The sequence below is a fragment of the Streptomyces sp. NPDC046887 genome (genome assembly GCF_040644755.1).
Taxonomy (GTDB): domain Bacteria; phylum Actinomycetota; class Actinomycetes; order Streptomycetales; family Streptomycetaceae; genus Streptomyces; species Streptomyces lichenis.
This window is the reverse complement of sequence record NZ_JBEYXH010000036.1, coordinates 47,216-68,239: the sequence shown is the minus strand read 5'-3', so window position 1 is coordinate 68,239 and position 21,024 is coordinate 47,216. Positions and strand designations below refer to the sequence as shown.

Annotated in this window: 22 protein-coding genes; 17 read left to right on the top strand and 5 right to left on the bottom strand. The window is 73.8% G+C overall.

Translation table 11 applies throughout. The features are described 5' to 3' along the window. Positions 1 to 48: 48 nt before the first annotated feature. Positions 49 to 1,296 carry a cation:proton antiporter gene (locus ABZ945_RS26535; protein ID WP_361274293.1) on the bottom strand — a complete coding sequence of 416 codons (1,248 nt, stop codon included), beginning with the start codon at positions 1,294 to 1,296 and terminating at the stop codon, positions 49 to 51. A gap of 260 nt (positions 1,297 to 1,556) precedes the next feature. Between ABZ945_RS26535 and ABZ945_RS26530 the strand changes: the two genes are divergently transcribed. Next, positions 1,557 to 2,021 carry a VOC family protein gene (locus ABZ945_RS26530; protein ID WP_361274290.1) on the top strand — a complete coding sequence of 155 codons (465 nt, stop codon included), beginning with the start codon at positions 1,557 to 1,559 and terminating at the stop codon, positions 2,019 to 2,021. A 33-nt stretch (positions 2,022 to 2,054) separates the two neighbouring features. Here the strand turns inward: ABZ945_RS26530 and ABZ945_RS26525 are convergent, their stop codons facing one another. After that, positions 2,055 to 2,756 (bottom strand): helix-turn-helix domain-containing protein, encoded by a 702-nt coding sequence (locus tag ABZ945_RS26525; protein ID WP_361274286.1) that lies wholly within the window; start codon positions 2,754 to 2,756, stop codon positions 2,055 to 2,057. A gap of 109 nt (positions 2,757 to 2,865) precedes the next feature. Beyond that, positions 2,866 to 4,038 carry a YihY/virulence factor BrkB family protein gene (locus tag ABZ945_RS26520; protein WP_361274283.1) on the bottom strand — a complete coding sequence of 391 codons (1,173 nt, stop codon included), beginning with the start codon at positions 4,036 to 4,038 and terminating at the stop codon, positions 2,866 to 2,868. Between the two features lie 17 nt (positions 4,039 to 4,055). Between ABZ945_RS26520 and ABZ945_RS26515 the strand changes: the two genes are divergently transcribed. From ABZ945_RS26515 to ABZ945_RS26440, 16 genes are all read left to right on the top strand, one after another. Continuing rightward, on the top strand, positions 4,056 to 5,708 hold the full coding sequence (locus ABZ945_RS26515; protein ID WP_361274281.1) for an acyl-CoA dehydrogenase family protein: 1,653 nt from the start codon (positions 4,056 to 4,058) through the stop codon (positions 5,706 to 5,708). Positions 5,709 to 6,010: 302 nt separating this feature from the next. Then, complete coding sequence (locus tag ABZ945_RS26510; RefSeq protein WP_361274333.1) at positions 6,011 to 7,336, top strand: GAF domain-containing protein; 1,326 nt, start codon at positions 6,011 to 6,013, stop codon at positions 7,334 to 7,336. A 22-nt stretch (positions 7,337 to 7,358) separates the two neighbouring features. Continuing rightward, the gene (locus ABZ945_RS26505; protein ID WP_361274278.1) at positions 7,359 to 7,919 is read left to right on the top strand and encodes a GNAT family N-acetyltransferase; all 561 of its coding nucleotides are present in this window, start codon (positions 7,359 to 7,361) and stop codon (positions 7,917 to 7,919) included. A 154-nt stretch (positions 7,920 to 8,073) separates the two neighbouring features. Beyond that, positions 8,074 to 8,157 (top strand): putative leader peptide, encoded by an 84-nt coding sequence (locus ABZ945_RS26500; protein WP_361274330.1) that lies wholly within the window; start codon positions 8,074 to 8,076, stop codon positions 8,155 to 8,157. Positions 8,158 to 8,284: 127 nt separating this feature from the next. Next, positions 8,285 to 9,982: a nitrite/sulfite reductase gene (locus tag ABZ945_RS26495; RefSeq protein WP_361274275.1), complete on the top strand. Its 1,698-nt coding sequence runs from the start codon at positions 8,285 to 8,287 to the stop codon at positions 9,980 to 9,982. Between the two features lie 31 nt (positions 9,983 to 10,013). Next, positions 10,014 to 10,229 (top strand): hypothetical protein, encoded by a 216-nt coding sequence (locus ABZ945_RS26490; protein WP_361274272.1) that lies wholly within the window; start codon positions 10,014 to 10,016, stop codon positions 10,227 to 10,229. Continuing rightward, entirely contained in the window at positions 10,226 to 10,927 is a 702-nt protein-coding gene (locus ABZ945_RS26485) for a phosphoadenylyl-sulfate reductase (protein WP_361274269.1), read from the top strand. The genes ABZ945_RS26490 and ABZ945_RS26485 overlap by 4 nt, the downstream gene beginning before the upstream one ends. Positions 10,928 to 10,992: 65 nt before the next feature. Continuing rightward, complete coding sequence (cysC, locus tag ABZ945_RS26480; RefSeq protein WP_361274267.1) at positions 10,993 to 11,526, top strand: adenylyl-sulfate kinase; 534 nt, start codon at positions 10,993 to 10,995, stop codon at positions 11,524 to 11,526. Then, positions 11,523 to 12,467, top strand: coding sequence for a sulfate adenylyltransferase subunit CysD (cysD, locus tag ABZ945_RS26475; RefSeq protein ID WP_361274264.1), 945 nt, complete (start codon positions 11,523 to 11,525; stop codon positions 12,465 to 12,467). The genes cysC and cysD overlap by 4 nt, the downstream gene beginning before the upstream one ends. A 2-nt stretch (positions 12,468 to 12,469) precedes the next feature. Then, complete coding sequence (locus ABZ945_RS26470) at positions 12,470 to 13,831, top strand: GTP-binding protein (protein WP_361274261.1); 1,362 nt, start codon at positions 12,470 to 12,472, stop codon at positions 13,829 to 13,831. A gap of 279 nt (positions 13,832 to 14,110) precedes the next feature. Continuing rightward, positions 14,111 to 15,223 (top strand): aliphatic sulfonate ABC transporter substrate-binding protein, encoded by a 1,113-nt coding sequence (locus tag ABZ945_RS26465; protein ID WP_361274258.1) that lies wholly within the window; start codon positions 14,111 to 14,113, stop codon positions 15,221 to 15,223. Positions 15,224 to 15,264: 41 nt separating this feature from the next. Then, positions 15,265 to 16,059: an ABC transporter ATP-binding protein gene (locus tag ABZ945_RS26460; RefSeq protein WP_361274255.1), complete on the top strand. Its 795-nt coding sequence runs from the start codon at positions 15,265 to 15,267 to the stop codon at positions 16,057 to 16,059. After that, complete coding sequence (locus ABZ945_RS26455) at positions 16,046 to 16,954, top strand: ABC transporter permease (RefSeq protein WP_361274252.1); 909 nt, start codon at positions 16,046 to 16,048, stop codon at positions 16,952 to 16,954. The genes ABZ945_RS26460 and ABZ945_RS26455 overlap by 14 nt, the downstream gene beginning before the upstream one ends. A 9-nt stretch (positions 16,955 to 16,963) precedes the next feature. Then, complete coding sequence (locus ABZ945_RS26450) at positions 16,964 to 17,722, top strand: sirohydrochlorin chelatase (RefSeq protein WP_361274250.1); 759 nt, start codon at positions 16,964 to 16,966, stop codon at positions 17,720 to 17,722. A 67-nt stretch (positions 17,723 to 17,789) separates the two neighbouring features. Next, a complete protein-coding gene (locus ABZ945_RS26445; protein ID WP_361274247.1) occupies positions 17,790 to 18,461 on the top strand; it encodes a HEAT repeat domain-containing protein in 672 nt (223 codons plus the stop codon). Between the two features lie 3 nt (positions 18,462 to 18,464). After that, complete coding sequence (locus ABZ945_RS26440; protein ID WP_361274244.1) at positions 18,465 to 19,469, top strand: HEAT repeat domain-containing protein; 1,005 nt, start codon at positions 18,465 to 18,467, stop codon at positions 19,467 to 19,469. Positions 19,470 to 19,481: 12 nt separating this feature from the next. On the opposite strand, the gene ABZ945_RS26435 is transcribed toward ABZ945_RS26440, so the two are convergent. After that, positions 19,482 to 20,327 carry an alpha/beta hydrolase gene (locus ABZ945_RS26435; RefSeq protein WP_361274327.1) on the bottom strand — a complete coding sequence of 282 codons (846 nt, stop codon included), beginning with the start codon at positions 20,325 to 20,327 and terminating at the stop codon, positions 19,482 to 19,484. Positions 20,328 to 20,398: 71 nt separating this feature from the next. Continuing rightward, the gene (locus ABZ945_RS26430; RefSeq protein WP_361274242.1) at positions 20,399 to 20,947 is read right to left on the bottom strand and encodes a DUF1697 domain-containing protein; all 549 of its coding nucleotides are present in this window, start codon (positions 20,945 to 20,947) and stop codon (positions 20,399 to 20,401) included. Positions 20,948 to 21,024: the final 77 nt, after the last annotated feature.

Genomic DNA, 21,024 nt, shown 5'->3' with positions numbered 1-21,024 from the left:
TACGGGGGTGGGGGTCTCGTCCTCCCCGCGCGTACGGACCCGCGGCGCCTACCGGGCGGCGGCCGACTCCTCCGAGGAGGCCGGGTCGTCCCGCGCACCGGAGCGCCGGTCCGGCGACCGGCGACGGCGTCCCAGCCCCCGGCCGCGCGACCGGCCACGGCGTGCCGTCCCACTGCCGGCCCAGCGGGCGGTCAGCGGCCCGAGGAGGACCAGCAGGAGGACATAGGCGGTGGCGAGCGGGCCGATCCGGGGCTCGGTGGCGGCGGCCAGGCCGGCGATGACCACGGAGAACTCGCCCCGGGCGACCAGTGCTCCGCCGGCCCGCAGCCGGCCGCGTCCGCCGATGCCCGCCCGCCGCGCCGCGTACCAGCCGGTGGCGATCTTGGTGGCGGCGGTGACGGCGGCCAGCAGCAGCGCGGGCACCAGCACCGGCGGGATGGCCGCCGGGTCGGTGGACAGCCCGAAGAAGACGAAGAACACCGCGGCGAACAGGTCCCGCAGCGGGCTGAGCAGGCGCCGCACCCCTTCGGCGACCTCCCCGGAGAGCGCGATGCCGACGAGGAACGCGCCGACCGCGGCCGACACCTGGAGCCGCTGGGCGATCCCGGCGACCAGCACGGTCAGACCGACCACGACGAGCAGCAGCATCTCCGGGTCGTCGGAGGAGACGGCCCGGCTGATGAGGCGGCCGTGGCGGAGTGCCACGTACAGCACGGCGCCGACCGTGCCGAGGGCGATGGCGAGCGCCACCCCGCCGCCGGCGAGGCCGACCCCGGCGAGCAGCGCGGTGAGCAGCGGCAGATAGAGGGCCATCGAGAGGTCCTCGATGACCAGCACGCCGAGGATGACGGGGGTCTCCCGGTTGCCCAGGCGGCCGAGGTCGGTGAGGACCTTGGCGATCACGCCGGAGGACGAGATCCAGGTCACGCCGGCCAGGGCGACCGCGCCGACCGGTCCCCAGCCCAGCAGCAGCGCGGCGACGGCGCCGGGGGTGGCGTTGAGGACCAGGTCGACCAGGCCGGAGGGGTACTGGGTGCGCAGGCTGGTGACCAGATCGGAGGCGCTGTACTCCAGGCCGAGCATGAGCAGCAGCAGGATGACGCCGATCTCGGCCCCGGCGGCGACGAAGCCCTCACTGGCATAGAGCGGCATCAGCCCGCCCTGCCCGAAGGCCAGTCCGGCGAGCAGATAGAGCGGGATCGGGGAGAGCCCGACCCGGCCGGCCAGTCGGCCGATGAGGCCGAGGGTGAGGATGACCGCGCCGAGTTCCACCAGCAGCGCGGTGGTGTCATGCACCGCGGCCACCCCCTGCCACGGCGGGGCGTCCGAGGGCGGGCCGGGGCGCGGGCGGTGGGGTGCGGCGCGTCGCCATGGTCGGCCCTCCGCGTGCGGCCCGGGCGGACGGGGCGCACGGCCCCCGGGCGGTGGGGATGGTCGTCCTCCCATTACACCGTGGCCCGCGCGGGCCCGCCCGCCCATGCGCGCCTGCCGGGCCGCCCCCGTCCGCGTCCGATTCGTTCAAGACCCGCGCCCGGAGCGGCTCCTACGGTGGGGCCATGACCAGTTCAGCGACCAGTTCAGCGATGACCGGAAACCTCCGTACGACCGTACCGGTGCTCGACGCCGTCGGGATCGTCACCTCCGACCTGGCGGCCTCCCTGGCCTTCTACCGCCGGTTGGGGCTGGACATCCCGGCCGGGGCGGAGGAGGCGCCGCATGTCGAGGCGGTGCTGCCCGGCGGGATGCGGGTGCTGTGGGACACCGAGGAGGTGATCGGCTCCTTCGACCCGGGCTGGCAGCGCCCCCAGGGCGGCGACCGGATCGGACTCGCCTTCCGCTGCGCGACCCCGGCGGCGGTGGACGCGCTCTACGAGGAGCTGCTGGCCGCCGGCCGCGGCGGCCACCTCGCCCCTTGGGACGCCGTATGGGGCCAGCGCTACGCGGTGGTGCTCGATCCGGACGGCATGGGCGTGTCCCTCTTCGCCGACCGCGAGCCCGCCGCCGGAGAGCCGGGGAGCTGAACGGGCGGGCGCGGACGGGACGGGGGCGGATGGTCACCCTCCGGTCGCGGTCGCCGTGTACGCGGTGAGGGTCGTCCCGGCCAGGGCGCGGACCTCGCGGGCCAGATGGGCCTGGTCGGCGCAGCCGGCGGTGAGGGCGGCCTCGGCGTAGGGGGTGCCGGCGCGGACCAGGGCGAGGGCGCGTTGCAGCCGGAGCACCCGGGCGAGGGTCTTGGGGCCGTAGCCGAAGGCGTCCAGGCAGCGGCGGTGCAGTTGGCGGGCGCCGAGCCCGGCGGCGGTGGCGGTGCCGGCGACGGTACGGCCCTGGGCGAGGGCCCGGGCGACGGCGCGGGTCAGCGGGTCGGGGCGGGGCGCGTCGGCGGCGAGCCGCAGGGCCAGCGCCTCCAGGGCGGCGGGCGGGTCGGGGGCGGCGGCGATCCGCTCGGCGAGCCGCCGGACCCGGCCGCCGGGCCAGAGCGCGGCCAGCTCCACCCGCTGGTCGCGCAGGACGTGCGCCGGGACACCGAGCAGGGCGGGGGCGTCGCCGGGGGCGAAGCGGACGCCGGTCCAGGCGCCGGCACCGGCCTCCCCGGTGGGGTGGGGGCCGGTGTCGGGGCCGGCCACCAGCAGCCGTCCGTCGTGGAACAGCAGGTCCATGCACCCGTCGGGCAGCACCGCGCCGCCGGACGGACCGGCCGGGGTGTGCACCCAGACGACGGCGCCGTCGAGAAGGGCGGGGCGCTCCTCGTAGACCACGCGGTCCAGGCTACGGCGTGGGCCCTCGCCGCCCGACCGCAGCGGCGGTACGGGGCCAGGGCCCGCCGCGTACCGCCCGTCGCCGGAAGCGGGTGGATGCCCCGTACCCCTAAGGCGTGTCGCCGTGTTCGCCGCGGCGGGGGCCGCCCTCCTCGTCCGCCTCGCGTTCGCGCTGGTAGTGCAGCCGGGCGCGGACGTCCTCGGGGGGCAGGAAGCGGGACCAGCGCTCGGGGAACTCGGAGGGCATGTCGGGGTCGTCCTCGTCCAGGCTCTCGGCCGCGGCCTTGGCCCGGGCGACCAGCTCGATGGCGGCCTCGGCGGCGCGGAGCCGCTCGGTCTCGGCGCGGGCGGCGGCGGTGGTGGCGGCCGGCCAGACCCGGTCGATGGCCGCGTTGACGGCGGCGCCCACCAGCACGGCGAAGGCGGAGATCCCTATCCAGAGCAGGACCGCGATGGGCGCGGCCAGGGAGCCGTAGATGGTGGGGCCCTCGACCTGGCTGGTGAGGTACACCCGCAGCCCGGCGCTGCCCAGCACCCACATGGCGAGCGCCACCAGCGCGCCGGGGACGTCCTCGATCCAGGGGGAGCGCACCGGCACGGACACGTGGTAGAGCGTGGTGAGGAAGGCGACCGACAGCAGGATGACCACCGGCCAGTACAGGATGCTGACCACCTCCTGCCCGTACGGCACCCACTCCACCAGCTGGTCGGGGCCGACCACCGCCAGCGGCAGCACCACCGCGCCGATCACCATGGCGACGATATAGAGGAGGAAGGCGAGCAGCCGGGTGGCGACGATGCCGCGGTGCCCGTCCAGCCCGTACATCACCGTGATGGTGTCGATGAAGACGTTGACCGCCCGGGAGCCGGACCACAGGGCGATGGCGAAGCCGATGGAGATGACATCGGGCCGGCCGCCCTGGGTGACGTCCTCCAGCAGGGGCCGGGCGATGTCGTTGACGCCCCGGTCGGAGAGCACGGTGCCGACCGCCCGGAGGATGTTCTCCTCGATGGATGCGACGGTGGTGGTGTTGGTCCAGTCGTCGACGTAGCCGAGCAGCCCGAGCAGACCGAGCATCAGCGGCGGCAGCGAGAGCAGGGTGAAGAACGCGGCCTCGGCCGCGAGCCCCAGAATGCGGTACTCGATGCACGAGTTGACGGTGTCCTTGAGGAGAAGCCAGGCAAGGGTCCGTTTCGAGACGTTGCGGTAGAGGGCCCGGGCCCGGTGGAGCCTGCCCGTGGGCTTGCCCGCCCCCGGGGGTGTTTCGTTCGCTGCCTGCACCTCCTTACCGTATCCGCATGGCGACCACCACCCACACAGTGACCAACCAGGCCCCGCCCCTGGTGGGGTACGACGTCTTCCGCTCCGACCGCGCGCTCGCCGAGGCGGTGGAGCGCCACCTCGATCCGGGGCTGCTGGACGAGGCGCTCGGTGAGCTGTCCACCCTGGGGACCAGCGCCGGTTCGGCGCAGGCGCAGGAGTGGGGCGCGCAGGCCAACGCGTACCCGCCGGTGCTCCGGACACACGACCGCTACGGCAACCGGATCGACCAGGTCGACTTCCATCCGGCCTGGCACCGGCTGCTGGGCCACGCGGTGACCAACGGGCTGACCAACGCCTGGGGCCGGCCGGGCGGCCATGTCCGGCGGGCGGCCGGTTTCCTGGTGTGGACGCAGGCCGAGCCGGGGCACGGCTGCCCGCTGTCGATGACCCACGCGGCCGTCCCGGCGCTGCGCGCGGACCCGGAGCTGGCGGCCTTCTGGGAGCCGAAGCTGACTTCGCAGGTGTACGAGGGCGAGGAGCTGGCCGCCCCGGCCGCCAAGACCGGGGTGCTGTTCGGGATGGGGATGACGGAGAAGCAGGGCGGCAGCGACGTCCGGGCCAACACCACCGGGGCCGTCCCGCTCGCCGCCGACGGGGAGTACGCGCTGACCGGGCACAAGTGGTTCTGCTCGGCGCCGATGTCGGACGCCTTCCTGGTGCTGGCGCAGGCGCCGGGCGGGCTGAGCTGCTTCCTGGTGCCCCGGGTGCTGGACGACGGGACCCGCAACACCTTCCGCATCCAGCGGCTGAAGGACAAGCTGGGCAACCGCTCGAACGCCTCCAGCGAGGTGGAGTTCGACGGGACCTGGGCGCGCCGGGTGGGCGAGGAGGGGCGCGGGGTGCGGACCATCATCGAGATGGTGGCGGCGACCCGGCTGGACTGCGTGCTGGGCTCGGCGGCGCTGATGCGGCAGGCGGTGGCGCAGGCGGTGCACCACGCGGCGTACCGCTCGGCCTTCGGCGGCCCGCTGATCGGCAAGCCGCTGATGCGCAACGTCCTGGCGGACCTGGCGCTGGAGTCGGAGGCGGCGACCGTGCTCGCCCTGCGCCTCGCGGCCGCCTATGACTCCGAAGGCGCTGCTGCGGACGGGGAGCGGGCGCTGCTGCGGCTCGCGGTACCGGCGGCGAAGTACTGGGTGACCAAGCGGGCCGTCCCGGTGGCCGCGGAGGCGCTGGAGTGCCTGGGCGGCAACGGCTATGTGGAGGAGTCCGGGATGCCCCGGCTGCTGCGCGAGGCGCCGCTGAACTCCATCTGGGAGGGCTCGGGCAATGTCCAGGCGCTGGATGTGCTGCGGGCGCTGGGCCGGGAGCCGGCCGCGATGGACGCCTACCTCCGGGAGGTGGGCGCGGCGCGCGGCGCGGACCACCGGCTGGACGGGGCGGTCAAGGACCTGCTGACCGAACTGGCCGATCTGGAGGGCGCGGAGGGCCGGGCGCGGCGGCTGGTGGAGCGGATGGCCCTGGTGCTCCAGGGCTCACTGCTGGTGCGGTACGCGCCTTCCGCGGTGGCGGACGCGTTCTGCGGCTCGCGGCTGGGCGGTGACTGGGGCGCGGCCTTCGGCACCCTGCCGCACACCCTGGACCTGGCGGCGGTGGTGGAGCGCGCCCGGCCGGAGCTGTCCTCGTAGCGGACGCGGGGCGGGGCGCGGGCCGGTGTCCAGTAGCGGCCCGCGCCCCGGCGGACGGGCGGGGTGGTGCTGCGCCGACACGGCACCAACCCGCCGCCGTACCGGCGAGCCGGCACGCCTCCACTCTGGTACGGGGGCGGGCCCGGGCGCGAGGGTTGCAAGGGGTTGCAGGGGTGGCGCGCGGGTGGTGGGCGGGCACCCCGGCGGGGAGGAGAATGGCCGGTGTGCTCCGCCGCGCCGACGCGGGCGGACACGGCAGCCGGGAGGGGACCGTGAGCAAGGCCGGGCGGGCCGTCGTCGACATGTCGTCACTCGCCGCGATGGACGCGCGGGAGGCGGCGCTGCTGCTGAAGGGGGTGCGCGACGCCGAACTGGGCGGGCGGGCTTCCGCGTTGGCGCCGCGGGCGGAGATCCGCGACTCCTGGCGGCGGCTGCTGCGCACCGGGCTGGACCCGGACCGGGACCATCGGACGGGGCTGCTGACGGCCCAGGAGCTGGAGCGGCGCCGGGCCGACTCGCCGCTGCGGGGGCTGCTGCCGCTGCTGCGCCAGGGGCTGGGCGCGGCCGGCGGGACCGGGCTGCGGCACATCATGGTGGTGGCGGACGCCGAGGGCCGGGTGCTGTGGCGGGAGGGGCATCCGGCGGTGCTGCGGATGGCGGACGGGCACGGCTTCGCGCCCGGGGCGGACTGGGCGGAGGGCGTCGTCGGGACCAACGGGGTGGGCACCGCGCTGGTGACCGGCCGGCCGGTGCAGGTGCACTCGGCGGAGCACTTCGTCTCCACCCACCATGCCTGGACCTGCGCGGGCGCTCCGGTGACCGACCCCCGGGACGGGCGGCTGCTGGGGGCGGTGGACGTCAGCGGCCCGCTGGCCACCCTGCATCCGGCGACGCTGATGCTGGTCGGCTCGGTGGCCCGGCTGGCCGAGGCGGAGCTGCGCAACCGGCACTTCGGGGCGCTGGCCCGGCTGCGGGCGGTGGCGGCGCCGGTGCTGTGCCGGGTGGGCGGCCGGGCGCTGGCGGTGGACGGGCACGGGTGGACGGCGGGGCTGACCGGTCTGGCGCCGGTGGACCGGCTGGCGCTGCCGCCCTCGTTCGGTGCGGGCCGGGTGCGGCTGGCACCGCTGGGGCTGTGCGAGGTGGAGCCGCTGCCGGGCGGCTGGCTGGTACGGGTGGTGGAGGAGGACGAGCGGACGGCGGCGGCGACCCGGGTGGTGCTGGACCTCGGCGGTCCGGGCCGGGCGCGGGTGGAGGTCTCCGGGGCGGCGGGCGGCTGGGCACAGGAGCTGAGCCCGCGCCACGCGGAGCTGCTGCACGTACTGGCGCGGCACCCGGGCGGGCGGTCGGCGGCGGAGTTGGCCGGCGATGTGTTCGGCGACCCGTCCCGTACGGTCACGGTGCGGGCGGAGATGTCCCGGGTGCGGCGCACCCTCGGCGGGCTGCTGGACCACCGGCCGTACCGCTTCCGCGCGGAGGTGGAGGTGGCGGTCGTTCCGCCGCGCCGGCAGGAGACGGGCGGACCGGCCCCCGCCCCGGACCCGAGCGCCCCGGCCCCGAGCGCCCCGGTCCCTTCCCCGTCCCCCGCCCATGCACCGGCCGCCCCGTCCCCCGCGCGTCTCATGCGCTGAGCGGCGTGGTTCGCTTGTCGGTATGAGCCTCACCGTCACCACCTGGTCCCTGGAGCAGACCTCCCCCGACGACCTGCGCCCGGCGGCCGGACCGCCCGAGGGCGTCACCGTCGTCCGGGCCGAGGTGCCCTCGCCCGAGTTCAGCCGGTATCTGTACGCGGCGGTCGGCGGGGACCTCCAATGGACCGACCGGCTGCCACTGAGCCGCGAGCGGTGGCGGGAGCTGGTGGAGCGTCCGGGGACCGAGACCTGGGTGGCGTACGAGCGCGGCACCCCGGCCGGGTACGTGGAGCTGGCCGCGCGGGACGACGGCGCGGTGGAGATCGTCTACTTCGGGCTGCTGCCGCAGTTCCGGGGCCGGCGGATCGGCGGGTATCTGCTGTCGTACGGCACCGCGCGGGCCTGGGACCTGGCGGAGCGCTGGCCGGGCCGGGCGCCGGTGAAGCGGGTGTGGCTGCACACCTGCTCGCTGGACGGTGAGCACGCCATGGCCAACTACCAGCGGCGGGGCTTCCGGCTCTTCGACACCACCGTGGAGCAGGAGCCCGAGCGCCCCGACCCCGCCCTCTGGCCGGCCGGCTGACCCCTTCCCCCCTCCCCTCACCGACGCGCGGGCGGGCGCGCCGCCGAGTGACCCAGGCTGTGACCCAGACCACGCCGTCCTCATAATGAGACGATGATGTCCAGATCGTGGACGATGGTGGACTGGGTCCAAAGTCCCATGCCACGCTTCCGTCATGCCTACCGCTGGAACCGCCTTGACGAGTCGACGCCATGTCGACCTCGGCCGCATGTCCAGCGCCATCTGTCCGGTGAGCTGAACTCCCTAGCACCACCGCGTTCCGCAATCCTTCTGCACCCCCAGCGCACCGCCGCGCCCTCACGCCGTCCCGCGTGCGCGTGTGCAGGTCAGAGCCGCCCTCCTGCAGTCCCGAAGGACGTATCGCCATGGCCGCCACCCCAGAGAAGCCCGCTTCCGCCACGGCCCGCCGCAAGGCCGGACGCCACCGCGGCGAAGGCCAGTGGGCCGTTGGCCACTTCACGCCCCTCAACGGCAACGAGCAGTTCAAGAAGGACGACGACGGTCTCAATGTACGGACACGTATTGAGACGATCTATTCCCAGGCCGGTTTCTCCTCCATCGACCCCAACGACCTCCGCGGCCGGATGCGCTGGTGGGGGCTGTACACCCAGCGCAAGCCCGGGATCGACGGCGGCAAGACCGCGATCCTGGAGCCGGAGGAGCTGGACGACGAGTTCTTCATGCTCCGGGTCCGGATCGACGGCGGCCGGCTGACCACCGCCCAGCTCCGGGTGATCGGTGAGATCTCCGAGGAGTTCGCGCGCGGCACCGCCGACATCACCGACCGGCAGAACATCCAGTACCACTGGATCCGGATCGAGGACATGCCGGAGATCTGGCGCCGCCTGGAGGAGGTCGGCCTGTCGACCACCGAGGCCTGCGGTGACACCCCGCGGGTGGTGCTCGGCTCCCCGGTCGCCGGGATCGCCGAGGACGAGATCATCGACGGCTCCCCCGCCATCGACGAGATCTACCGCCGGATCGTGGGCAACCCGGACTTCTCCAACCTGCCCCGCAAGTTCAAGTCGGCGATCTCCGGCTCCCCGCTGCTCGATGTGGCGCACGAGATCAACGACATCGCCTTCGTCGGGGTCGAGCACCCCGAGCACGGCCCCGGCTTCGACCTCTGGGTCGGCGGCGGGCTCTCCACCAACCCCAAGATCGGGGTGCGGCTGGGCGCCTGGGTGCCGCTGGACGAGGTGCCCGACGTCTACGAGGGCGTCATCTCGATCTTCCGCGACTACGGCTACCGCCGGCTGCGCAACCGCGCCCGGCTGAAGTTCCTGGTCGCCGACTGGGGCGCGGAGAAGTTCCGCACGGTGCTGGAAGACGAGTACCTCAAGCGCCCGCTGCTCGACGGCCCCGCCCCCGAGCAGCCCGTCCAGCGCTGGCGCGACCATGTCGGGGTGCACCGGCAGCAGGACGGCCGCTACTACGTGGGCTTCGCCCCGCGGGTCGGCCGCGTCGACGGCGCCACGCTCACCAAGATCGCCGAGGTGGCCGAGGCGCACGGCTCGGGCCGGCTGCGCACCACCGTCGAGCAGAAGATGCTCGTGCTGGACGTCGAGCAGGACCAGGTCGACTCGCTGGCCTCGGCGCTGGAGTCGCTGGACCTCACCGTCCGGCCCTCCTCGTTCCGGCGCGGCACCATGGCCTGCACCGGGATCGAGTTCTGCAAGCTGGCGATCGTGGAGACCAAGGCCCGCGGCGCCTCGCTCATCGACGAACTGGAGCGCCGCATCCCGGAGTTCGACGAGCCGATCACCATCAACATCAACGGCTGCCCCAACGCCTGCGCCCGTATCCAGGTGGCGGACATCGGTCTCAAGGGCCAGCTGGTCATGGACGAGCACGGAAACCAGGTGGAGGGCTACCAGGTCCATCTGGGCGGCGCGCTCGGACTGGAGGCCGGCTTCGGCCGCAAGGTCCGCGGGCTGAAGGTCACCTCCGCCGAACTGCCGGACTACGTCGAGCGGGTGCTGCGCCGCTTCCAGAAGGGGCGCGAGGACGGCGAGCGGTTCGCCGTCTGGGCGGCCCGGGCCTCCGAGGAGGAGCTGTCATGACCCGCCGTACCGGCGGCCGGAGGGCGGGGCGATGAGTGAGCGCGCGGCGCCGTTCTACTGCCCGTACTGCGGCGACGAGGACCTGCGGCCCAGCGAGGAGGGGCACGGCGCCTGGGAGTGCGCCTCCTGCAACCGCGCCTTCCGGCTGAAGTTCCTGGGTCTGCTGACCCGGGGGCTGACCCGCGGCGGGACCGGACAGCCGGACGCAGCCGATGACCAGGGACACCGAGGCGAGGAGGGGGCATGACCGCGGTACGCACCGAAGAGGAGCTCTCCCGGCTCGCCGAGCGGGCGGGCCGGGAGCTGGAGGAGGCTCCGGCGCTGGAGGTGCTCACCTGGGCGGCCGAGACCTTCGGCCCGCGGTTCTGTGTGACCTCCTCCATGGAGGACGCGGTCGTCTCCCATCTGGCCTCCCGGGCGATGCCCGGGGTGGACGTGGTCTTCCTGGACACCGGCTACCACTTCGAGGAGACCATCGGCACCCGGGACGCGGTGGACGCCGTGATGGACGTCAACGTCATCACGCTGACCCCGCGGCGCACCGTCGCCGAGCAGGACGCCGAGCACGGCCCGCGGCTGCACGAGCGGAACCCCGACCTGTGCTGCGCGCTGCGGAAGGTCGAGCCGCTGGAGCGGGGCCTCTCCGGCTACGACGCCTGGGCGACCGGGCTGCGCCGCGACGAGTCGCCGACCCGGGCCAACACCCCGGTGGTCGGCTGGGACCCCCGCCGCCGCAAGGTGAAGGTGGCCCCGATCGCCCGCTGGACGCAGGCCGATGTGGACGCCTATGTCAGTGAGCACGGGGTGATGACCAACCCGCTGCTGATGGACGGCTACGCCTCGGTGGGCTGCGCCCCCTGCACCCGCCGGGTCCTGGAGGGCGAGGACGCCCGGGCCGGCCGCTGGGCGGGCCGGACCAAGACCGAGTGCGGCCTGCACCTCTGACCGCGCGCCTCCAGCAGTCGCCACACCCGAACGCCCAAGTCCCCCGAGCCACCCAGGAGTACGACGTGACCGGAGCCACCGTCTGGCTCACGGGTCTGCCGAGCGCCGGCAAGACCACCATCGCCCATGAGCTGGCCGCCCGGCTGCGCGCCGAGGGGCGCCGGGTGGAGGTGCTGGACGGCGACGAGATCCGGGAGTTCCTCTCGGCGGGCCTCGGCTTCTCCCGCGAGGACCGGCACACCAACGTCCAGCGGATCGGCTTCGTCGCCGAGCTGCTGGCCTCGCACGGGGTGCATGTCCTGGTGCCGGTGATCGCCCCGTACGCCGACAGCCGCGAGGCGGTCCGCAAGCGCCACGGCGCCGAGGGCACCCCGTATCTGGAGGTGCATATCGCCACCCCGGTGGAGGTCTGCTCGGAGCGGGACGTCAAGGGGCTGTACGCCAAGCAGGCGGCGGGCGAGATCTCCGGGCTGACCGGGGTGGACGACCCGTACGAGGAGCCCGAGCGGCCCGACCTGCGGATCGAGTCGCAGCACCAGACCGTCGCCGAGTCGGCCGAGGCCGTGTACGCGCTGCTGAGCGAGAGGGGACTGGCATGACCACCGAGACCACCACCCAGGGTGGAACCGGCGGGGCCGACAGCCCGTTCGCGCTGTCGCACCTGGACGCCCTGGAGTCCGAGGCGGTGCACATCTTCCGCGAGGTGGCGGGCGAGTTCGAGCGGCCGGTGATCCTGTTCTCCGGCGGCAAGGACTCCATCGTGATGCTGCATCTGGCGCTGAAGGCCTTCGCCCCCGCGCCGGTGCCCTTCGCCCTGCTCCATGTGGACACCGGGCACAACTTCCCCGAGGTCATCGACTACCGCGACCGCACGGTGGCCCGGCACGGGCTGCGGCTCCATGTGGCCTCCGTACAGGAGTACATCGACCGCGGTGAACTGCGCGAGCGTCCCGACGGCACCCGCAACCCGCTGCAGACCGTACCGCTGACCGAGGCCATCCGCACCCACCGCTTCGACGCGGTCTTCGGCGGCGGCCGCCGCGACGAGGAGAAGGCCCGCGCCAAGGAGCGCGTCTTCTCCCTGCGCGACGAGTTCTCCCAGTGGGACCCGCGCCGCCAGCGCCCCGAGCTGTGGAACCTCTACAACGGGCGGCACGCCCCCGGCGAGCACGTCCGGGTCTTCCCGCTCTCCAACTGGACCGAGCTGGACGTCTGGCAGTACATCCAGCGCGAGGGCATCGAGCTGCCGGAGATCTACTTCGCCCATGAGCGCGAGGTGTTCGCCCGCGCCGGTATGTGGCTGACCGCCGGCGAGTGGGGCGGGCCCAAGGAGAGCGAACCGGTGCAGACCCGGCTGATCCGCTACCGCACGGTCGGCGACATGTCCTGCACCGGGGCCGTCGACTCCGACGCCACCACGCTCGACGCGGTGATCGCCGAGATCGCCGCCTCCCGGCTCACCGAGCGGGGCGCCACCCGCGCCGACGACAAGCTCTCCGAGGCCGCGATGGAAGACCGCAAGCGCGAAGGGTACTTCTAGCCATGACCAGCACCCCCACCGACGCCTCCGCCGGGCTGGCCGGGATATCGGCCACCACCCTGCTGCGCTTCGCCACCGCCGGTTCCGTGGACGACGGCAAGTCCACCCTGGTGGGCCGTCTGCTGCACGACTCCAAGTCCGTGCTCACCGACCAGCTGGAAGCGGTCGAGCGGGTCTCGCTGGGCCGCGGCCAGGAGGCGCCCGACCTGGCGCTGCTCACCGACGGGCTGCGCGCCGAGCGCGAGCAGGGCATCACCATCGATGTGGCGTACCGCTACTTCGCCACGCCCCGGCGGCGGTTCATCCTCGCCGACACCCCCGGCCATGTGCAGTACACCCGCAACATGGTCACCGGCGCCTCCACCGCCGAGCTGGCCGTCGTGCTGGTCGACGCCCGCAACGGGGTGGTGGAGCAGACCCGGCGGCACGCCGCCATCGCCGCCCTGCTGCGCGTCCCGCATGTCGTCCTCGCGGTCAACAAGATGGACCTGGCCGACTACGCCGAGCCCGTCTTCGCCCGGATCGCCGAGGAGTTCACCGCGTACGCCACCGCGCTGGGCGTCCCGGAGGTCACCGCCATCCCGATCTCGGCGCTGGCCGGCGACAACGTGGTGGAGCCCTCGGCCCATATGGACTGGTACGGCGGCCCCACCGTGCTGGAGCACCTGGAGACCGTCCCGGTCAGCCATGACCTCACCGGCTGCCCGGCCCGCTTCCCGGTCCAGTATGTGATCCGCCCGCAGAGCGCCGAGCACCCCGACTACCGCGGCTACGCGGGCCAGATCGCCTCCGGCGCCCTGCGGGTCGGCGAGCCGGTCACCGTCCTGCCCTCCGGGAAGACCTCGGTGATCGAGGGGATCGACGCGCTCGGCCAGCCGGTGGACATCGCCTGGGCCCCGCAGTCGGTCACCCTGCGCCTCGCCGACGACATCGACATCTCGCGCGGGGATCTGATCGCCCCGACCGCGGCGGCCCCGGCCACCACCCAGGACGTGGTGGCGACCGTCTGCCATGTGGCCGACCAGCCGCTCACCGTCGGCCGGCGGGTGCTGCTGAAGCACACCACCCGCACGGTCAAGGCCATCGTCAAGGAGATCCCGTCCCGGCTGACCCTGGACGACCTCTCCCAGCACCCCTCGCCGGGCACCCTGGCCGCCAACGACATCGGCCGGGTGGTGGTGCGCACCGCCGAGCCGCTGCCGCTCGACGCCTACGCCGACTCCCGCCGTACCGGATCGTTCCTGCTGATCGACCCGGCCGACGGCACCACGCTCTCGGCGGGCATGGCCGGCGACGCCTTCGCGGCGGCCCCCGCCGGTGAGCCGGCCGAGGCCCCCGAGGCTGACGACGGCTGGGACTTCTGACGCCCCTGACGATGTATCTCCCTCACTGGAACGGAACTCCATGACCGACGTCTACGCCTCCTTCGCCAAGGAGGGCGGCCGGGTGGGCAGCGGCCGACTCGGCAGCGGGCAGGGCGGGGTGGCGCGATGTGCGCGATGACGTACGCGCACCGCTCGCGCGCCCACGCCCCCCACGCAGCCGTGCCTCCCCCACGACGAAGACCCATCGACCACCCGGCCACCACCCTTCCGGACCATCGGAGTACGTGAGCCCCGGGCCAACGAGAGAGAAGACCTCCCGTGCCTGCTTCCGTCCGCACCACCACCCTGCGCCGCGGCGCCGCCGCCGCGGTCGCCCTGCCCCTGCTGATCGGGGCCCTCGCGTCCTGCGGCTACGGCTCCGAGGCCGCCGACGACACCAAGAAGGTGTCCGCGAAGGGCGAGAAGCTCTCCGCCGACACGGTGCGGCTGGGCCACTTCCCCAACCTGACGCACGCCACCGCGCTGGTCGGCGACCAGGAGGGCATCTTCCAGAAGGAGCTGGGCGGCACCCAGCTGAAGACGGTCCCGTTCAACGCCGGACCCTCGGAGATCGAGGCGCTCAACGCCGGCTCCATCGACATCGGCTTCATCGGCCCCTCGCCGTCCATCAACGGCTACACCAAGTCCGGCGGCAAGAACCTCCGCATCATCTCCGGTTCGGCGTCCGGCGGCGTCAAGCTGGTGGTCAACCCGGACAAGATCAAGTCCCTGAAGGACGTCAAGGGCAAGCGGATCGCGACCCCGCAGCTCGGCAACACCCAGGACGTGGCATTTCTGCACTGGGCCTCCGAGCAGGGCTGGAAGGTCGACGCGCAGAGCGGCAAGGGCGACGTCTCGGTGGTCCGCACCGACAACAAGGTGACCCCCGACGCGTACAAGTCCGGCTCCATCGACGGCGCCTGGGTGCCCGAGCCGACCGCCTCCAAGCTGGTCAGCGAGGGCGCCAAGGAGCTGCTGAACGAGTCCGACATCTGGCCGGACAAGAAGTTCGTGATCACCAACATCATCGTGTCGCAGAAGTTCCTCACGGAGCACCCGGACGTGGTGGAGGCGGTGCTGCGCGGCTCGGTGAAGACCAACGCCTGGATCAACGCCCACCAGGACAAGGCGAAGGCGTCCGCGAACGCCAGGCTGAAGGAGCTGTCCGGCAAGCCGCTCGGCGCCGAGGTCATCGATGGCGCCTGGCCGTCCATCCAGTTCACCGACGACCCGCTGGCCGCCACCCTGCAGGCGCAGGCGGACCACGCGGTGAACGCCGGGCTGCTGGAGAAGCCGGAGCTCAAGGGCATCTACGACCTGAAGCCGCTGAACAAGATCCTCAAGGCCGAGGGCAAGCCCGAGGTCGCCGACGCCGGTCTCGGCGCCGAGTAACGACACCCGCGTTCCCAGGACTCTCTCAGGAGGTGACGACCATGGCCACCACGCTCACCAAGGCCGAGGACCGTGCCGCGGACACCGCGTCGCACGCCGCCCGGCTCCAGCATGTGTCCAAGTCCTTCGCCACCCCGGCGGGACGGCAGCTCGTGCTGGACGACATCTCCCTGGATGTCGCCCCGGGCGAGTTCGTCACCCTCCTGGGGGCGTCGGGCTGCGGCAAGTCCACCCTGCTCAACCTGGTCGCCGGGCTGGACAAGCCCAGCGCCGGGGCGATCGACACCCCCGGCGGCCGGCCGGCGCTGATGTTCCAGGAGCACGCGCTGTTCCCCTGGCTGACGGCCGGCAAGAACATCGAACTGGCGCTGCGGCTGCGCGGGGTGGAGCGCTCCGCCCGCCGCCCGGAGGCCGAGCGGCTGCTGGAGCTGGTGCGCCTCGGCGGCTCGTACGGCAAGCGGGTGCATGAGCTGTCCGGCGGTATGCGGCAGCGCGTGGCGCTGGCCCGGGCACTGGCCCAGGACAGCGAACTGCTGCTGATGGACGAGCCGTTCGCGGCGCTGGACGCCATCACCCGGGACGTGCTGCATGACGAGCTGACCCGCATCTGGCGGGAGACCAGCGTCTCGGTGCTGTTCGTCACCCACAACGTCCGGGAGGCGGTGCGGCTCGCCCAGCGGGTGGTGCTGCTCTCCTCCCGGCCCGGGCGGATCGCCCGGGAGTGGACCGTGGACATCGAGCAGCCGCGCCGTATCGAGGACGCGGACGTGGCCGAGCTGTCCGTCGAGATCACCGAAGAACTGCGTGGGGAGATCCGCCGCCATGGCCGGCACTGAGACGAAGACCGCCACCAAGACGAGCGGCACGGACAAGCGCGACGACCTGGCCGGTCTGGAGGCGGGCCTGGACGCGCTGGACGCGGTGCAGGTCACCCGCGTCCCGGTGCGCGAGGTGCTGCTGCGCAAGGTGCTGCCGCCGGTGGTGGCGGTGGCGCTGGTCCTGGCGGTGTGGCAGCTGCTGGTGTCGGCGCAGGTCACCGACGCGTACAAGCTGCCGCCGCCGGCCGCGGTCTGGGACAGCCTGCAGAAGATGTGGCTGGAGGGCACCCTGCTGGAGGTCCTGTGGACCAGTGTGTCCCGGGCCCTGCTGGGCTTTCTGATGGCGCTGGCGATCGGCACCCCGCTGGGGCTGCTGGTGGCCCGGGTGCGGGTGGTGCGGGCCGCGATCGGCCCGATCCTCTCCGGGCTCCAGTCGCTGCCCTCGGTGGCCTGGGTGCCCCCGGCCGTCCTCTGGCTGGGCCTCAACGACTCGATGATGTTCGCGGTGATCCTGCTGGGCGCGGTGCCGTCGATCGCCAACGGGCTGGTCGCGGGCATCGACCAGGTGCCCCCGCTGTTCCTCCGCGCCGGCCGCACCCTCGGCGCCACCGGCCTGCGCGGCGCCCGCTTCGTCATCATGCCCGCCGCCCTCCCGGGCTATCTGGCCGGGCTGAAGCAGGGCTGGGCGTTCTCCTGGCGCTCGCTGATGGCGGCGGAGATCATCGCCTCCTCCCCCGACCTGGGCCTGGGCCTGGGCCAGCTGCTGGAGAACGGCCGCAACAACATCGACATGCCGGGCATCTTCCTGGCCATCATCCTGATCCTGGTGGTCGGTGTCGCCATCGACCTGCTGATCTTCAGCCCGCTGGAGCGCGCCGTACTCCGCTCCCGCGGCCTCCTGGTCAAGAGCTGAGTGGTCCCCATGAACCCCTTCTCCCCTCCGTCCGGCTCCCCCGTGCTGCTGGTCATCGCGCACGGCAGCCGCGACCCGCGGCACGCCGCGACGGTCCGCGCCCTGGTGGACCGGGCCACCGCGCTGCGCCCCGGCCTGCGCACCGAGACGGCGTTCCTGGACTTCAACGTCCCCTCGGTGGGCGCCGTGCTGGAGCGGCTGGCCGCCGAGGGGGTACGGGATGTGGTGGCGCTCCCCCTGCTGCTCACCCGCGCCTTCCACGCCAAGTCCGACGTGCCCACCGTACTGCGCCAGGCCCCGCCCGCCCTGCGCATCCGCCAGGCGCCGGTCCTCGGTCCCTCCCCCCTCCTGGTGGAGGCGCTGGAGCGGCGGCTGTACGAGGCGGGGCTGACCCCCGCCGACAAGCGCTCGACCGGGGTCGTGCTGGCCTCGGCGGGCTCCACCGACCCGGAGGCGATCGCGGTGATCGCAGATGTGGCGCGGGAGCTGCGGCGTACCGGTTGGTGCGCTGTGCGGCCCGCGTTCGCCTCCGCATCCCCTCCCCGCACCGAGGACGCGGTACGCGCGCTGCGTGAGACCGGGGTCTCCCGGGTGGCCGTCGCCCCCTACGTCCTGGCGCCGGGCCGCCTCCCGGACCGGATAGCGGCCGGCGCGGCCGACGCCGACCTCCTCGCCGACGTCCTCGGCCCGGCCCCCGAAGTGGCCCGGCTCCTCCTCACCCGCTACGACGAGGCCCGCGCCGGCGCGGGCATCCTGGTGGCCGCGTAAGTCTGTCTGCCGCCACTTGACCTTGACACGGTGGCAAGGCCTTCACTGCCGTCAAGGAGGTGGTCATATGACCATGGTGGACAAGGACGACCAGACGGCGCGCACTCTCCGGGGGCTGGCCCACGAGGACACATCGGTACGACTGCGGGCGGCGCTCGCCGTCGGCACCGCCCCGGCCCCGGAGGCGGTGGGGGCGCTGATCGAGCGGTGCGCCATCGAACCGGACTTCTCCGTACGGGAGATGCTGACCTGGGCGCTCACCCGCCACCCGGCGGCGCTGACCCTCCCGCCGCTCCTCACCGAGGTCCGCTCGAACTGCGCCCAGGCCCGGAGCCAGGCCCTGCACACCCTCTCCAAGATCGGCGACCCCCGAGCCTGGCCGGCGATCACCCCCGACCTGCTCGCCGACCCCGACGACGAAGTGGCCCGGTCCGCCTGGCGGGCGGCCATCGTCCTCGTCCCCGAAGACGAGAAGCACCGCCTGGCCACCTCCCTCACATCCCAGCTGGGCCGCGGGCGCCACGAGACGCGACTGAGCCTCAGCCGGGCCCTGATCGCCCTCGGCGAGGTGGTGCTGCCGGTCCTGAGCGGCGCGGCGGCCGACCCCGACCCCGAAATCCGCTCCCACGCGCTCGCCACCGAGCGGCTGTGGCACGATCCGGACGCCGGGTTCGCGTCCGCGATCGAGGAGGCCAAGCGCATGGTGGCCCTCGGCGGCGCCGACCGGGAGGGGCGGTAGACGGTGCTGATCGGCGAGGTCGCCCAGCGCTCCGGGGTCAGCGCCCGTATGCTCCGGCACTACGAGTCGCTGGGCCTGTTGCGGCCCACGGGCCGTACCGGCGCCGGCTACCGCGAGTACACCGACGAGGACATCCGGCGGATCTTCCACATCGAGAGCCTGCGCTCCCTCGGCCTGTCCCTGCGCGATGTCCAACGCGCCCTGGACGACCCGGCCTTCGCCCCCAGCCAACTGGTCACCGACCTCATCCACCAGACCCGTGAGCGCATCGCCGCGCAGACAGACCTGCTCACCCGGCTGACCCGGATCAATGCCGCGGAACCTTCCGACTGGGAGGACGTCCTCCACACCATCGCCCTCCTCCAGGCGCTCGGTTCGAAGAGCGCGAACGCCCGGCAGCATGCGGCCCTGTCCTCGGCGAAGGACACCCCCATCCCGCCGGAGGCCCTGGTAGAGGCCATCCTGACCGAGTCGGACCCGGTCGTCGCCGGCGCCCTGCGCTGGGCCCTGGCCCACTCCGGCGAGCCCGCCCCCGCGCTCCTGGCCCAAGGCCTCGGCTCCCCCTCGCCCGAGGTACGCCGGCGCGCCGTCCAGGCCCTCGCCGAACTCCCCGACGACACCTCGACCGCCCTGCTCCGCACCGCCCTCCCCCACCCCGACCCCGTCGTCCGCGCCCACGCGGCCCTGGCGCTCGGGGCCCGCGGGGTGGCCGACGCGGTCCCGGCCCTGATCGACCTCATCGTGGAGGGCCGCAACGACACCGACGCGGCCGACGCCTTGAGCGCCCTCGCCACCGGCCCCGCGGCGACCGACGCCATCGCCACGGCCCTGGTCGACCGCCTCACCCAGGGCAGCCCCGACCCCACCGCCCGCCGCCGACTGGCCCAGTCCCTCGCGGACATCCCCGGAGCCGCCGCGTCCCACGCCCTAACCGAGCTCTCCCAGGACGAGGACCGCGCCGTCGCCTTGACCGCGGCCTACGTCCTCCGCCTCCGCCTCCGCCGTTGAGAAGACGCCGTTCTACGCCGCGTCCAGAAAAGCAGCGACCGTCCGGCTGAACCACTCCGGGTCGTCCAGCCACGGGTAGTGCCCGCCGCCCGGCTGCACCACCGCCGTGCCGTGCGGCAGCAGCGCGGCGATCTCCCGGGCGACCTCAGGCCGGGGCCCGCTGTCCCACTCCCCGGCCAGCACCAGAACGGGCGCGTCCAGCGCCCCGAGGGCGGCGCGTCCCGCCTCCGGATCGAAGGCCCCCGACGCGGCATACCCCGCCGCGGCCTCCTCGTTGCTCTCCTCGACATCCCCGGCCGCGTGCGCCCGCGCGGCCGCGTCCCAGCGGCCGTAGAAGAACGGCATGGCGGCGTCGAAGTCCTCCTCGCTCGCCTGCCCCGCCCAGATCCGGTCGTACGCCTCCCGCCCCTCCGCGTACCAGGGCTCCCCCTTTCGCAGATCGGCCGCCTCGCCCCTGTCCCGGACGGTGAAGTCCACACCCAGCACCCGCGCCCGGGCGGTGACCAGCACCAGCGCCCGCACCCGCTCCGGGTACCGGGCGGCATAGGCCAGCGCCAGGTCCCCGCCCGCCGAGTGCGCCAGCAGGTCCACCCGCTCCAGCCCCAGGGCGACCCTCAGCGCCTCCACGTCGTCCACCTGCCGATCGCAGCGGTACGAGCCGGGGTCGCCCGGCACCGCCGACTCCCCCGTCCCCCTCAAGTCCAGTCGCACCAACCGCCGATGCCGGTCCAGCCCGCCCAGGTCCCCCAGATACGCCGACGCCCGCATGGGCCCCCCGGGCAGGCAGATCAGCGGCTCACCGGTGCCGGTGCCGTGGCAGGCGAGCAGGGTTCCGTCGGGTGCGCGAAAGCGGTTCACACCCGCCATGATGATCTTCCTCGCCCACCCCGGGCAAGCCCCTACCGCCCGGCCGGCTCACCCTCCCCCGGTCAGCCGGTCAACTCCGCCAGCTTGACGACCGTGTTCCAGTTGCGGGTGGTGGCGGTGAGGCCCTTGAGGAGGGCGGGGCGGGCGAGGGCTTCGGCGAGCTTGGAGCGCCCGAGGCCGTCGGGGGCGTAGAGGTAGAGGGCGCGGTCGCCGAGGCGGAAGTCCTCGGGGGCGAAGGCGGCGGTGTCCAGGGCGGCGAAGCGCGCCGGGGCGACCGGGTCGGAGAAGTAGGTGACATGGAGCTGGCGGGGCTCCAGTTCGGCGGCCGGGAAGGGGCAGTCGTCGGCGATGGCACGGAGGTAGGGGGCGGAGCGCACCAGGCAGTCGGCGCGGAAGCCGAACCGCTCCACGACGGCCTCCTCGATCCGGGTGGCGAGGGCGTCCTCCCCCTCGGCGGAGGCGGAGGTGAAGACGGCGTTGCCGCTCTGGAGGTAGGTGGACACCTCGGTGTGGCCGAGCGTGGTCAGCAGGGTGCGCAGGTCGGCCATGGGGAGCTTCTTGTGGCCGCCGACGTTGATACCGCGCAGCAGCAGGGCGTATCTGGTGGTCATGGGCGCCACCGTAGTGGGCGGCCGCCGTGCCCCATGGGGGACGGCGCGGCGGCCGCCGGGCGGCCCCGGGCGGGGCG